This window comes from Motilibacter rhizosphaerae, assembly GCF_004216915.1.
Classification (GTDB): Bacteria; Actinomycetota; Actinomycetes; order Motilibacterales; family Motilibacteraceae; genus Motilibacter; species Motilibacter rhizosphaerae.
On the sequence record NZ_SGXD01000002.1, the window covers coordinates 1,067,164 to 1,080,471 of the forward strand.

Consider the following 13,308-nt stretch of genomic DNA (forward strand, 5'->3'; position numbering starts at 1 on the left):
GGCGGTAGCGGGTATGACCCGCCACCTAGGACGGTCCCGACACGCAGCGCGGCATCCGGCACGCCGCACGCGCCGAACACCGGGGAGACGCAGATCTCCCTGCCGAGGGGTTGAACAACCTATGAAGCGGTTATAGCGTCCTCATAGCGAACTGAGGAGGACCCCATGGCCGAGCTGTCCCGCCTTCCTGGACCCAACGCCGACCTCTGGGACTGGCAGCTGCTCGGCGCGTGCCGAGGCACCGACCCGGAGACGTTCTTCCACCCCGACGGCGAGCGGGGGCCGCGCCGCCGCAACCGCGAGGCCGCCGCCAAGGCCGTCTGCGCCAGCTGCCCGGTGCTCGCCGAGTGCCGCGAGCACGCCCTCGCCGTGCGCGAGCCGTACGGCGTGTGGGGCGGGATGTCGGAGGACGAGCGCGAGGCGGTCTACCTGCGCACCCGCTCCGGTGTCGCCGTCGCGGAGGAGCTGGCGCCGATCGGGAAGATCACCGTCCCGGCCGCCCCGGCACCCGCGCCGAGCAGGGTCGTCCCCGCGGCCTGACCCTCTTCCCGCACGCAGCGAGCCCGCACCCTTCGGGGTGCGGGCTCGCTGCGTGCGGGCTGAGCGCCGGTGCTCCGAGGAGCCGTTCAGGCGCCGCCGTACTCCCAGTGCCAGGGCTCGGGCCGGCTGCCGCTCGGCTCGGCCCACGCGGGGTGGAACCAGCCGAAGCGGAACGCGTTCTGGTCGAGCCACACGTGCTGCGGGGTGCCGAAGTCCTGGACGCCGTCGCAGAGGTCGACGGCCAGCCCCCAGCCGTGGTTGGACGTGCCGGGGATGGCGGCGAGCGTCGGCTTGCGCAGGATGAGGTCCTGCTGCACCGCCAAGCTGCGGTAGGAGTCGGTGACGCAGATCGGCGTCCCGAAGTGCGCGGCGTAGGCCTTGCTCAGCTCGTCGAAGGCCGCAGCCGCGTCCGAGCGGAGCACTTGGCCCGGTGCGCCCCACAGCGGGCAGAGCGCGGAGAGCGGGATCTGGCCGTTGGGGTACGCCGCGGCGTCCGACCCGTCGCACCCGGCGGCGCCGCTCGAGGGGATCCCGGTGGCGAGGGCGCCGGCGCGGGTGAGCTGCTGGTCGCGCTCGCGGCGCTCGGCGACGCTCAGCGCCTGGGCGAGCTGGTCGCCGGTGCCCGTGCCGGCCAGCTTCGCGGCGAGCCCGTCGACGAGCTGCTGCGCGGCCTTGAGCAGGGTCGAGGCCTGCGCGGCCTTGGTCTTCTCGTCGGCCTCAGCGGCGACCGCGGCGGCCGAGGCGGCCGTCGCCGCGCTCGCCGCCTGGCGCGCGGCGTCCAGCGTCTGCTGCGTCGAGGCGACGGTGCTGCTCTGCTCCGCGGCGAGCGACTGGACGTCGTGGACGTCGCGGAGCAGCTCTCCCGGGTCGTGCGAGGTGAGCAGCGCGGTCAGCCCGGGGGTGCGCCCGGCCAGCGGCCCACCCCGGTACGCGTCGGCGGCGATCCGGTTGAGCGTCGTCTGCGCGTCGGCGGCCTGGTCGCGCAGCGCGTCAGCGCGCTGCTGCGCGGTGGCGGCGGCGAGCGCGGCGTCGTCGGCCTTCTGCTTGGCGGTCGCGTGCAGCTCGAGCGCGGCCTTGGCGGAGGCGCGCAGCGAGTCGAGCTGGTCGTTGGCCTGCTGCAGCGAGGCGGTGCCCGCGCGCACGGCGGACGCGAGCTGCTCGGCCTGCGCCGGGGTCATGACCGGGACGGTGGGCGCCGGGGTCGGCGTGGCCGACGGGGTCGCCGAGCCGCTGGCCGTCGCACCGGCGGAGACGGTGGGGCCGCCGCTGGGCGTCGCGCCCGGCGCTGCGGAGGGCGAGGCGCTGCTCGATGGGCTGCTCGACGGGCTGCTCGACGGGGTCCCGGTCGCAGCCGGGCTGCTGGAGCCGGTGCTCGACCGGCTGCTCGACGCGCTGCTCGAGGAGGCGGGCGCGGGGCTGCTCGGGGCGCTGCTGCTGGGCGTGCTGCTGGACGGCGCGGGCTCGGGCTGCGCGTCCGAGGCCGAGGCCACCGCGGGGAGCCCGAGGACCGCGAGGGCGAGCACGAGTGCCGCTCCCCGTCCCGCGGCCGACCCTGCCGTCCCGCGACCCACGCCCACCCTCACGCCCCGCATCCCTTCGTCGCCGCACGCGCCCGCGTCCTGCGGACCGCCCTCCACGCTAGGCCGTGCTCCTGTGAGCGGCCTGGGAGTCCACCTCCCCGACGTCCGGCCTTCCCCGCCGGGCAACCTCCCGCGCTGCGCACGGGTGCTGCCCCCCTGGGGAGGAGACGGTGGAGGCCGGATCCCGTGCAGGGGACCCGGCCTCCAGTTCGACCGGCGGGAGGGGCGACCTGAGCAGGACGCCCCTCCCCGACCGGGCGGTGCTGCTGGTGCCCGTGCGGGCGGTGGTGCTAGTGGCTGTGGCCGTGGCCGCCGTGGGAGTGGGCAGCCGCCGGCTGCTCCTCCTTCTTCTCCACCACGAGCGTCTCGGTCGTGAGGACCATGCTCGCGATCGACGCGGCGTTGGTCAGCGCGGAGCGCGTCACCTTGACCGGGTCGATGATGCCGCGGGCGATGAGGTCCTCGTAGTCGCCGGTAGCGGCGTTGAGGCCGGAGCCCGCCTCCAGGGCACGGACCTTCTCGACCGCGACGTAGCCCTCGAGGCCGGCGTTCTCGGCGATCCAGCGCAGCGGCTCGACGACGGCCTTGCGCACGATGGACGCACCCACGGCCTCGTCGCCCTCGAGCGCGAGGTCGTCGAGCGCGGCGCTCGCGTGGACGAGCGCCGACCCGCCGCCGGCGACGATGCCCTCGTCGACCGCGGCGCGGGTCGCGGAGACCGCGTCCTCGATGCGGTGCTTGCGCTCCTTGAGCTCGACCTCCGTGGCCGCGCCGACCTTGATGAGGCAGACGCCGCCGGCGAGCTTGGCGAGGCGCTCCTGGAGCTTCTCGCGGTCCCAGTCGGAGTCGCTGGCCTCGATCTCGGCGCGCAGCTGGCGGCTGCGGTCCGCGACGGCCTCGGCGGTGCCGGCGCCGTCGACGACGGTGGTCTCGTCCTTGGTGATGACGACGCGGCGGGCGCGGCCGAGCACCTCGAGGCCGACCTGGTCGAGCTTGAGCCCGACCTCGGGGGCGACGACCTGCGCGCCGGTGAGGACGGCGAGGTCCTCGAGGATCGCCTTGCGGCGGTCGCCGAACGCCGGGGCCTTGACCGCGACGGAGGTGAAGGTGCCGCGGATCTTGTTGACGACGAGCGTCGAGAGGGCCTCGCCCTCCACGTCCTCGGCGATGACGAGCAGCGGCTTGGCGGCCTGGACGACCTTCTCCAGCAGCGGGAGCAGCTCGGAGATCGAGCCGATCTTGCCCTGGTGGATGAGGATGTACGGCTCGTCGAGGACCGCCTCCTGGCGCTCCGCGTCGGTGACGAAGTGCGGGGAGATGTAGCCCTTGTCGAACTGCATGCCCTCGGTGAGCTCGAGCTCGGTGCCGAGGGTCTGCGACTCCTCGACGGTGATGACGCCGTCCTTGCCGACCTTGTCGATCGCCTCGGCGATGAGCTCGCCGATCTCGGGGCTCTGCGCGGAGACGGCGGCCACGCTGGCCACCTCCTCCTTGCCGTTGACCTCGCGGGCGACCTCGAGCAGGCGCGCGTTGACCGCGGCGACGGCCTTGTCGATGCCGCGCTTGAGCCCGGAGGGGGCGGCGCCGGCCGCGACGTTGCGCAGGCCCTCCTTGACCAGGGCCTGGGCGAGGACGGTCGCGGTCGTCGTGCCGTCACCGGCGACGTCGTTGGTCTTGGTCGCGACCTCCTTGGCGAGCTGCGCGCCGAGGTTCTCGTACGGGTCCTCGAGCTCGACCTCGCGGGCGATGGTCACGCCGTCGTTCGTGATGGTCGGGGCGCCGTAGGACTTGTCGATGACGACGTTGCGGCCCTTCGGGCCGAGGGTCACCTTGACGGCGTTGGCGAGCGCGTCGACACCGCGCTCCAGGGCGCGGCGGGCGTCGTCGTCGAACTGCAGGGTCTTCGCGGCCATGCGGCTGCGGCCTTCCTCTCGGGTTCGCGTGGATCTTCGGTGCGCACGGGCTGTCGCCGGGCGCGGGTGGCGGCAGCGGTCGGGGCAGGGCCCTCAACCGCGAACGGCGGCCGGGCCGTGCTCGCGCACCGCCGGCCGCCGTCTCGCTGGGGGGACCTACTTCTCGACGACCGCGAGCACGTCGCGGGCGGAGAGGATGAGGTACTCCTCGCCGTTGTACTTGACCTCGGTGCCGCCGTACTTGCTGTAGACCACGACGTCGCCGACCTTGACGTCGAGCGGGATGCGGTCCTTGCCACCCTCCTCGAAGCGGCCGGGGCCGACCGCGAGGACGGTGCCCTCCTGCGGCTTCTCCTTGGCGGTGTCGGGGATCACGAGGCCAGACGCGGTGGTCTGCTCGGCCTCGAGCGCCTGGACGAGGATGCGGTCCTCGAGCGGCTTGATGGTGACCTTGGAAGCGGTCGTCGTCACTTCGCGACCTCCGGGGATGCGTCAGTCTTCACGGACAGGTGCCGGTGGAGGCGGCCGCCGTCGCGGGGGTCGGACGCTCCGTGGCGTTGGCACCCGACGGGTGCGAGTGCCAACGCCACCATAGGAGCCTCCCTGGCACTCGGTCAAGGCGAGTGCCAGGGACGTGCACGAGCGGCTCAGCCGAACGACCAGCGCACCGTCGCGTCCAGCGTGACGGTCGTGCTGCCCGGCTGCAGCGCCGTGCTGTCGAACCCGGCCGCCGCGCCCGAGGCGGCGGCCCTCGGCAGGGCGCCGTCGCCGCCCGACCCCGCGTCCTCCCGCACCGAGACGACGGGGCCGAGCGAGCGGCCCGCGGCCTGCGCGTACGCCTCGGCGCGGGCGCGCGCCCGGTCGAACGCCTGCTGTCGGGCCTTCGCGAGCAGCGCGTCGGGGTCGGCCACGCCGTACGACAGGCCGTCGACGCGCAGGGCGGCGCCCCCGGCTGCGGCCGCCGCGTCGAGGACGGCGCCGGCGCGGCCCACCTGGTGCAGCGTCGCGGTGAGCTGCGTGCGCGCCGTGAAGCCGGTGACGCGCCCGTCCTTGCCCCAGGACGGCGAGACGCCCAGCCCGCTCGTGCGCAGGTCGGCGTCGGCCACCCCGGCCGCGCGCAGCGCGCGCACGACAGCGGCGGTGCTCGTGCCCGACGCCCGCAGCGCGGCGTCCGCGCGGGGCCGCGTGGCCTCGAGGGCGAGCGCGAGCTCGACGACGTCGGGCGTCCCGCTCGCCGAGCCCTCTGCCGTGATCGTCACCCCGTCGTCGCTGCTGACCGCGGGCTCGGCCGCCGTGGAGCTGCGGCCCGGGGCGACGAGCGCCCCCAGCACCAGCACCAGTGCGGCCGCCAGCGCGGCCATTCCCACGACGAGCACGCCGCGCCCCCCGCCCGCCCGTACGCCGCTCCCGCTCATGCTGCCTCCTCCGCCGGGCGGGGCCGGGAGCCCCGCGTCGGCCCTGTGACGCGGGCGCGCCGCCGCTGGTTCCCTCGTGTCCCGGCGCGGCTGCGACGATGGCGCCGTGCGGATCGAGGACGTGCGGGCGCTGGCCTCGCCCGAGGGCCAGCTGCTGCTGGCGGGGCTGCCGGCGTACGACGACCGCGAGGTCCTCGCGCTGGGTGAGCGGCTGCGCCGCGAGGGGCTCGACGCGGCCTTCGTCTCCGCCGCGCTGACCCAGTCGCGGCTGCGCGAGCGGGCGGTCGGCAAGCTCGGCCCGGACGCCGCGCGGATGCTGCTCACGCAGGAGGGGCTCGAGCAGGCGAGCCGGCGCGAGGTCGCCGACCGCCGGGCCGAGCGGCTCGTCGCGACGGTCGGGCCCGACGCGCTGGTCGCGGACCTCGGCTGCGGCATCGGCGCGGACAGCCTCGCCCTCGCGCGGGCCGGGCTCCGGGTGCTCGCCGTCGAGCGCGACCCGGCGACGGCGGCAGCCGCAGCCGCGAACGTCCGCGCCCTCGGGCTCGACGACCGCGTGGAGGTGCGCACCGCGGACCTCGCCGACGCGGACCTGGCGGGGGTGGCCGCGGCGTACCTCGACCCGGCGCGCCGCGGCGAGGGGCGGCGCACGACCGACCCCGAGCAGTGGTCGCCGCCCTGGTCCGCGGTGCTGCGGCTCGCCGCTCGCGTCCCCGTCGTGGCGAAGGTCGCGCCGGGCCTCGCCCACGAGCTCGTCCCGGCCGGGGCGGACGCCGAGTGGGTCTCGGTCGACGGGGACGTCGTCGAGTGCGCGGTCTGGACCGGGGGGCTCTCCCGCGGGGGCGGGCGCTCTGCCGTGCTGCTCCCCGGCGGCGACGTCCTGCCCGGGAGGGGCACCCCGCCGCCGCGGGCCGTCGCCCCCTTCGGCTTCCTCTACGAGCCCGACGGCGCGGTCATCCGCGCCGGGCTGGTCGCCGAGGCGGCCGAGCTGGTGGACGGGTGGCTGCTCGACCCCACCATCGCGTACGTCACGGCGGAGCGGCTGGTGCGCACGCCGTTCCTCACGGCCTACCGCGTGCTCGACGCGGTGCCGTTCTCGCTGCGCCGCGTGCGCGACCTGCTCCGCGCGCACGGCGCCGGCGACGTCGTCGTGAAGAAGCGCGGGACGGCCGTGGTGCCGGAGGCGTTCCGCGGGCAGCTGCTCCCCGGGCTGCCCCAGCGGGGGCGCGGCCCGACGCTGACGATCGTCCTCACCCGGGTGCTGGGCGCGCACACCGCGCTGCTCGTCGAGCGCTGCGCGTAGCCCGGCGAGCGCGCCCCGACGAGTCGGCGGCGAAACCTACACTCCGGCGTCGGACGAGCCGTATATTCCCAGCGACCGGAAGCGGAACAGCGGCTGAACCAGCGGCCACGAGGACCCTCTCCAGCGAGAGCGCAGCAGCGCCCAGGCCCGCCGGTCGGCTTCGCCGTGGTGCCCCCTCGTCCTGCTCCAGCCCCGCTCCCCTCCCGCTCCGGAGTCCGCATGCGCCCGCGTGCTTCGTCGACGACCCTGCTGTCGTCGCGCACCCCCGTCGCCCCGCCCGTCGTCGCCGCCCTGCCGGCGGCGCGGGCGCCGCAGCGCCACTTCACCCGCGCCGAGGCCCTGGCCGCGGCCGCCGCCGCCGCGCCGGTGCTGGGCCTCGCCCCCTCCGCCGTCGTCGACGCAGAGGTCGTGCAGGTCGTCTCCACCGCCGTCCTCCGCGTCGCCGGCCTGGCCGTGAAGGTCTACCCGGTGGGCACCGACGCCGCCCGGCTGCGCGCCCAGGCCGCCGCGCTCGCGGGCGCCGGCGAGCACTGGGTGCTGCCGGTCGCCGGCCCCGTCGAGACGGCGTACGGCGTGGTGACGGCGTACCCGTGGCTCCCCGCGGACGCGCCCGTCGGCTGGTCGGAGACCGGCGCGCTGCTCGCGGCGTACCACGCGGCCGACGTGCCGACGGCGGACCTGCCGCGCTGGACGCCGCTGCGCCGGCTGCCCGAGCAGGTCGCGGCGTACGCCGCGGTACCCGGCGCCGACCCCGGCCTCGTCGCCGCCTGCCTCGGGGCGCGCGAGCGGCTGCTCGAGCGGGTCGCCGGGCTGCGCAGCGAGCTGGGCGTCGGCGCGATCCACGGCGACGTGTCGCCCGCCAACGTGCTGCGCCGCGACGGCCGCCCGGTGCTCATCGACAGCGACTTCGTGGCCGTCGGCCCGCGCGAGTACGACCTGGTCCCCGCCGCCCAGCGGCGCGAGCGCGGCGCGATCGACGAGGGCGAGTACCTCGCGTTCTGCGACGCCTACGGCTGCGACGTCCGCGGCTGGGAGGGGCTCGGGCTCGTGGAGGAGCTCTGCGGGCTCGGCGCGGTCACCTTTCGGCTGTGGTGCGCGGTGCAGCGCGACGAGGACACCGGGTGGTTCGGCGGCGCGCTGCAGCGCTACGTCGAGTAGGCGGGCTCCGCCCGCAGCGAAGGGGGCTTCCCGGCCGGAGCGCGCGGTGCGACGGTGCTGGCATGACCGACGCCCAGACGCTGTACGCGCACGTCGGACCGGAGGCCATCCCCCGGCTCGTCGCCACGTGGTACCCCACGGTGCTCGCCGACCCGCTGCTGCACCCGCTGTTCGGCGCGGGCGACTCGCACCACGTCGAGCACCTGTCCGCGTTCCTCACCGAGGTCTTCGGCGGGCCGCGGCGCTACACCGAGGAGCTGGGCGGCTTCCCCGCGCTGCTCGCCCCGCACCGCGGCAAGCGGATCAGCGAGGAGCAGCGCGCCCGCTTCGTCGAGCTGTTCCTGGCCGCCGCGGACGCGAGCGGCTTCCCCGACGACGAGCGGACGCGCTCGGCGCTGCGCGGCTACCTCGGCTTCGGCACGGAGGTCGCGGTGCAGAACTCCTCGGCCGAGGGCGACGACGGGCTGCACCCCTGCCAGGAGGTCCCGGTCTGGGGCTGGTGACCCCCCTCCCCCGTGATCAAGCACATCGTGGGGCCGGGCTGTCGATCCCGGCACCACTCGCGCGTCGAAGGGTCAGGAGGCCCGGACGGCGGGCTCCACCGAGCAGGAGGATGCCGACATGGCGCAGTACCTCGTCCTCATCTACGACAGCGAGGCCGCGTGGGCCGCGGCCGACGACCAGGCGCGCAAGGAGGTCCGCACGCAGCACCAGGCGTTCCAGGACACCGCCGGCGCGCGCAACCTCGGCGGCAACGCGCTGCAGCCGGCCGGGACCGCGACCTCGCTGCGGCGCGACGGCTCCGGCGGCGTGAGCGTCACCGACGGCCCGTTCGTCGAGACCAAGGAGGTGCTCGGCGGCTACTACCTGCTCGAGGCCGCCGACCTCGACGAGGCCGTCGCGCTCGCCCACCAGGTCCCCACGCTCGGCGGGGGCGTGGAGGTCCGCCCGGTGCAGGTCATCGACTGGTGACCCAGCCGGAGGCCGCCACCACGGCCGCCGCGGTCGCCGACGCGCACCGCCGCGAGTGGGCCTTCGTGCTCGCCGCGACGGTGCGCGTCACCCGCGACCTCGACCTCGCCGAGGAGTGCGTGCAGGAGGCGTACGCCGCGGCGCTGACCGCCTGGCCCGCCGACGGCGTCCCCCGGAGCCCCGGCGCGTGGCTCACCACGGCAGCGCGCCGTCGCGCACTCGACCTGCTGCGCCGGCACCAGACGGCGCAGCGCGCCCTCCCCCTGCTCGTCGAGGACGCGGTCATCGCCGGCCCCGGCGACGTCGAGGCCCCCGACGTGCCCGACGACCGCCTGCGCCTGGTCTTCACCTGCTGCCACCCCACCCTCGCGGTCGAGGCGCAGGTGGCGCTGACCCTGCGGCTGCTCTGCGGCCTGTCCACCGCGGAGGTCGCCCGCGCCTTCCTCGTGCCCGAGCCCACGATGGCCGCCCGCATCACCCGGGCCAAGAAGAAGATCGCCGGCGCTCGCATCCCCTACCGCGAGCCCGGCCTCGAGGAGCTGCCGGAGCGGGTGCGCGCGGTCTGCGAGGTCGTCCACCTGCTCTTCACGACGGGCCACTCCGCCCCCGCGGGCGAGGAGCTGGTGCGCGTCGACCTGGTGACGCGGGCGCTCGACCTCGCACGGATGCTGCGCGCGCTGCTGCCCCGCGACCCGGACGTGGCCGGGCTGCTCGCGCTGCTGCTGCTCACCGACGCGCGGCGCGCGGCGCGGGTCGGCGCCCGCGGCCAGCTCGTGCTGCTGCCCGAGCAGGACCGCAGCCGCTGGGACCGCGTGGCGATCACCGAGGGCATCGGGCTCGTGCGGGAGGCGCTGCGCGCCCGGCCCAGCAGGTACGCGCTGCTGGCCGCCGTCGCCGCCGTGCACGACGAGGCGCCGAGCTTCGAGCAGACCGACTGGGAGGAGGTCGTCGGGCTCTACGACCTGCTGGTCCAGGTCTGGCCCTCCCCGGTCGTCGCGCTCAACCGGGCGGTCGCCGTGGGCTTCGCCCGCGGGCCGGCGGCGGGCCTCGTCCAGCTCGACGTGCTCGCCGACGAGCCGCAGCTGGCGGCGTACCCCTACCGGGCGGTCGCCCGCGGCGAGCTGCTCGAGCGGCTCGGGCGCACAGCGGAGGCGCGGACGGCGTACGGCGAGGCGCTGCTGCTCACGGAGAACGCCGTGGAGCGCGAGTCCCTCGCCCGGCGGCTCGCGGCGCTGTGAGGGTCAGCGCGCGAGGGCGGGCGCGGGCAGGCCCTCGACCCACGCGGCGAAGGTCGCGTTGTTGACCGCGCGCGTGCGGATCGAGCGGACGTGCTCCAGCGCGGTGCGCCCGTCGACGCCGAGCAGCTGGCGCACGGCGAGGGTGACGACGAGCCCGGAGCGGTTCTTCCCGAAGCCGCAGTGGACGAGCACGGGCCGGTCGCTGCGGACCGCCTCCACGACGAGGTCGACCAGCTCGTCGAGCAGGTGCATGTCGGGGAGCTCGGCCGCGTCGACCAGCGGGTGCTTGACGTAGCGCAGGCCGGCGACGTCGTCGGGCTCGTGCACCTGGTCGGCGTCGTTGACGTCGACGACGAGCTCGAACCCCGTGGCGCGGGCCCAGTCCCAGTCGACCGGGCAGCCGGCCTGCCAGAGGCGCGGCAGGATCTCGGTCGGGGGCTGGACCTCCGGCGTGCTGCTCACGGGGGTGGTCCTTCCCCTGTCGCTGCCGCGGTCACCCCTGCCTCGTCCGTGAGCCCGCGCACACCGGGGTCGAGCAGCGCGAGGACGCAGACCAGGGCCGCGCCGCCCGCGGCGCACCACAGCGCGGTCGTCGTGCCGAGCGCGCCCGCGAGCGGGCCCGCCGCCGCGAGGCCCAGGGGCGTGAACAGGTAGGACCCGAGCCCGTCGTACGCGCTGACCCGCGAGAGCGCCTCCTCGGGCACGTGGTGGTGCAGCGCTGTCACCCAGAGCACGGTGAAGACGTCCATGCAGACGCCGACGAGGAACAGCGCCGCGGCGAGCACGGCGACCGGCGCCCGCAGCGCCAGGGCGACGAGCGGGAGCACCTCGGAGAACGTCGCCAGCGTCGCGACGAGCATCGGGCGGCGCGGGCGCAGGCGCAGCGCGACAACGCTGCCGCACACCAGCCCGGCGCTCTCGGCCGTGAGCGCCGTCGCCCAGGCGCCGGCGCCGCCGAGGTCGGCCTTCGCGACGACCGGGCCGAGCACGCGGGTGCCGCCCTCGGCGCAGGCGAGCAGCACGGAGAACTGGGCGACGATGACCCACACCCACCGGCGCGAGGTGAACTCCCGCCAGCCCTCGCGCAGCTCCTGCAGCGGTGTGCTGCCCGCGCTGGCGGGACGTGCGGAGCGCGGGACGCCGAGCAGCAGCGCGCCCGAGACGGCGAACGTCGCGGCGTCAGCCGCGAGCGCCCACCCGGGCCCGACGGCGACGACGAGGACGCCGCCGAGCGCGGCACCGCCGACCGAGGCGACGTTGCGGGCGACGCCGAGCAGCGCGTTGGCGCTGTGCAGCAGCGGGCCGGGGACGAGCGTCGGCACCACGCCGACCGCGGCCGGCCCGAAGACCGCAGCGGCTGCCCCCGACAGCGCGGCGAGCGCCGCCAGCGGCACGACCGCGGCGTGGGCGAGCAGGACGACCGCGGCGGCCCCGGCCTGGGCGAGCGCGGCGACGGCGTCGGCGCCCGCCATGACGGCGGTGCGCGGCAGCCGGTCGGCGAGGACGCCGCCGACGAGCAGGAGCGCGACCTGCGCCACCGCGTACGCCGTGAGGACGGCGCCGAGCTGCCCTGCGCTGCCGGCGGGGCGGGACAGGACGGCGAAGCTCAGCGCGACCGGAGCCGCGGCGTTGCCGAGCAGCGAGACGGTGCGGGCCGCGAGCAGGCCCCGGTAGCCGCGGGCCGCGAGCAGCTCGCGGAGGTTCACGCCTGGACGGTGGTGACGGGCATCGAGGAGTCGGCCGGCAGGTCGAGCGCCGAGGGCGCGCGCCCAGCGGCCACCATCTCGGCCCCGAGCGCCGCGACCATCGCGCCGTTGTCGGTGCAGAGCTTCGGCCGCGGGACGCGCAGCCGGATCCCGGCGGCCGTGCAGCGCTCCTCGGCCAGCGCGCGCAGCCGGGAGTTCGCGGCGACGCCGCCGCCGATGAGCAGCGAGTCGACGCCGTTCTCCTGGCAGGCGAGCACGGCCTTGCGCGTCAGCACGTCGACCACGGCCTCCTGGAAGGAGGCGGCGACGTCGGCGACCGGCACCGGCTGGCCGTCGCGCTCGCGCTGCTCCACCCAGCGGGCGACCGCGGTCTTCAGCCCGGAGAAGGAGAAGTCGAAGCGGTGCTCGCGCATGTCGTGGGGCGCGCTCAGCCCGCGCGGGAAGGTGACGTAGGCCCCGTCGCCCTCCTTCGCCGCGCGGTCGACGTACGGGCCGCCGGGGAAGCCGAGGCCGAGCAGCCGCGCGACCTTGTCGAACGCCTCGCCGGCGGCGTCGTCGATGGTCGAGCCGAGCGGGGTCACCTCGGCCGTGACGTCGGGGACCAGGAGCAGCGAGGAGTGCCCGCCGGACACGAGCAGCGCGGCCGTCGGGGTCGGCAGCGGGCCGTGCTCCAGGACGTCCACGGCCACGTGGGCGGCGAGGTGGTTGACGCCGTAGAGCGGCTTGCCGAGGGCGAGCGCGAGCGCCTTGGCGGCGGCGACGCCGACCATGAGCGCACCCGCGAGCCCGGGGCCGCTGGTGACCGCGAGCGCGTCGACCTCGTCGAGGCGCACCCCCGCGTCGGCGCACGCGCGCTCCAGCGTGGGCACCATCGCCTCGAGGTGCGCGCGGCTCGCGACCTCCGGGACGACGCCGCCGAAGCGGGCGTGCTGGTCGACGCTCGAGGCGATCGCGTCGGCGAGCAGGGTGCGCCCCCGCACGATGCCGACGCCGGTCTCGTCGCAGGAGGTCTCGATGCCGAGGACCAGGGGTCCGTCGGTCGTCTCGTCGCCGCTCACGCCGCCAGCACCTTCCTCATCACGAGCGCGTCGACGCGCCCGCCGTCGTAGTAGCCCCGCCGCCGGGAGATCGTCGCGAAGCCCGCCCGTGCGTACAGCCGCTGGGCGGGGGCGTTGTCCTCGCGCACCTCGAGCAGGACCGCGGGGGCCCTGCGCCGGGCCGCCTCCTCCAGCAGGTCGTCGAGGAGGGCGCCGCCCAGCCCGGCCCCCTGCTGGTCGGGCGCGACGGCCAGGGTCTGGACGTCGGCGTCTCCGGTCACGCTGAGCCCGGCGTAGCCCACGACGCGGCCCTCGCGCTCGGCGACCACGTAGTGCCGGCTGGCGGGCCACCCGGCGAGCTCGGACCAGAACAGCCCGGGTGTCCACGGGTCGTCGGGGAAGAGCGCGCGCTCGAGCGGCAGCACCGCGTCGAGGTCCCACCAGCGCAT

General features: G+C 76.4%; 14 protein-coding genes. 6 read left to right on the plus strand and 8 right to left on the minus strand.

Going from position 1 to position 13,308, the window contains the following annotated elements; translation table 11 throughout:
• Positions 1 to 165 precede the first annotated feature (165 nt).
• Positions 166 to 540 carry a WhiB family transcriptional regulator gene (locus EV189_RS10455; protein ID WP_130492807.1) on the plus strand — a complete coding sequence of 125 codons (375 nt, stop codon included), beginning with the start codon at positions 166 to 168 and terminating at the stop codon, positions 538 to 540.
• Between the two features lie 86 nt (positions 541 to 626).
• Here the strand turns inward: EV189_RS10455 and EV189_RS20460 are convergent, their stop codons facing one another.
• From EV189_RS20460 to EV189_RS10475, 4 genes are all read right to left on the minus strand, one after another.
• Positions 627 to 2,063 carry a M15 family metallopeptidase gene (locus EV189_RS20460; protein WP_231116255.1) on the minus strand — a complete coding sequence of 479 codons (1,437 nt, stop codon included), beginning with the start codon at positions 2,061 to 2,063 and terminating at the stop codon, positions 627 to 629.
• Positions 2,064 to 2,410: 347 nt separating this feature from the next.
• Positions 2,411 to 4,033 (minus strand): chaperonin GroEL, encoded by a 1,623-nt coding sequence (gene groL, locus EV189_RS10465; protein WP_130492808.1) that lies wholly within the window; start codon positions 4,031 to 4,033, stop codon positions 2,411 to 2,413.
• A gap of 156 nt (positions 4,034 to 4,189) precedes the next feature.
• Positions 4,190 to 4,504 carry a co-chaperone GroES gene (gene groES / locus EV189_RS10470; RefSeq protein ID WP_130492809.1) on the minus strand — a complete coding sequence of 105 codons (315 nt, stop codon included), beginning with the start codon at positions 4,502 to 4,504 and terminating at the stop codon, positions 4,190 to 4,192.
• 176 nt (positions 4,505 to 4,680) lie between these two features.
• Positions 4,681 to 5,448, minus strand: coding sequence for an SIMPL domain-containing protein (locus EV189_RS10475; RefSeq protein ID WP_130492810.1), 768 nt, complete (start codon positions 5,446 to 5,448; stop codon positions 4,681 to 4,683).
• Between the two features lie 106 nt (positions 5,449 to 5,554).
• On the opposite strand from EV189_RS10475, the gene EV189_RS10480 reads away from it, so the two are divergent.
• The 5 genes from EV189_RS10480 to EV189_RS10500 all read left to right on the plus strand — a co-directional run bounded on the left by EV189_RS10480 (position 5,555) and on the right by EV189_RS10500 (position 10,116).
• On the plus strand, positions 5,555 to 6,748 hold the full coding sequence (locus EV189_RS10480) for a class I SAM-dependent methyltransferase (RefSeq protein WP_130492811.1): 1,194 nt from the start codon (positions 5,555 to 5,557) through the stop codon (positions 6,746 to 6,748).
• 219 nt (positions 6,749 to 6,967) lie between these two features.
• Positions 6,968 to 7,906 (plus strand): phosphotransferase enzyme family protein, encoded by a 939-nt coding sequence (locus tag EV189_RS10485; RefSeq protein ID WP_130492812.1) that lies wholly within the window; start codon positions 6,968 to 6,970, stop codon positions 7,904 to 7,906.
• A 62-nt stretch (positions 7,907 to 7,968) separates the two neighbouring features.
• The gene (locus EV189_RS10490) at positions 7,969 to 8,409 is read left to right on the plus strand and encodes a group II truncated hemoglobin (protein WP_130492813.1); all 441 of its coding nucleotides are present in this window, start codon (positions 7,969 to 7,971) and stop codon (positions 8,407 to 8,409) included.
• A gap of 118 nt (positions 8,410 to 8,527) precedes the next feature.
• Positions 8,528 to 8,878 carry a YciI family protein gene (locus EV189_RS10495; RefSeq protein WP_130492814.1) on the plus strand — a complete coding sequence of 117 codons (351 nt, stop codon included), beginning with the start codon at positions 8,528 to 8,530 and terminating at the stop codon, positions 8,876 to 8,878.
• Positions 8,875 to 10,116: an RNA polymerase sigma factor gene (locus EV189_RS10500; RefSeq protein WP_130492815.1), complete on the plus strand. Its 1,242-nt coding sequence runs from the start codon at positions 8,875 to 8,877 to the stop codon at positions 10,114 to 10,116. Before EV189_RS10495 ends, EV189_RS10500 begins: the two co-directional genes overlap by 4 nt.
• 3 nt (positions 10,117 to 10,119) lie before the next feature.
• Here the strand turns inward: EV189_RS10500 and EV189_RS10505 are convergent, their stop codons facing one another.
• From EV189_RS10505 to rimI, 4 genes are read right to left on the minus strand one after another with little or no spacing between them, the layout of a single operon-like run.
• The gene (locus tag EV189_RS10505) at positions 10,120 to 10,578 is read right to left on the minus strand and encodes a protein-tyrosine phosphatase family protein (protein WP_165400239.1); all 459 of its coding nucleotides are present in this window, start codon (positions 10,576 to 10,578) and stop codon (positions 10,120 to 10,122) included.
• Positions 10,575 to 11,822 (minus strand): MFS transporter, encoded by a 1,248-nt coding sequence (locus EV189_RS10510; protein ID WP_165400240.1) that lies wholly within the window; start codon positions 11,820 to 11,822, stop codon positions 10,575 to 10,577. Before EV189_RS10510 ends, EV189_RS10505 begins: the two co-directional genes overlap by 4 nt.
• On the minus strand, positions 11,819 to 12,880 hold the full coding sequence (gene tsaD / locus EV189_RS10515) for a tRNA (adenosine(37)-N6)-threonylcarbamoyltransferase complex transferase subunit TsaD (protein ID WP_130492817.1): 1,062 nt from the start codon (positions 12,878 to 12,880) through the stop codon (positions 11,819 to 11,821). Before tsaD ends, EV189_RS10510 begins: the two co-directional genes overlap by 4 nt.
• A complete protein-coding gene (gene rimI / locus EV189_RS10520; protein WP_130492818.1) occupies positions 12,877 to 13,308 on the minus strand; it encodes a ribosomal protein S18-alanine N-acetyltransferase in 432 nt (143 codons plus the stop codon). Before rimI ends, tsaD begins: the two co-directional genes overlap by 4 nt.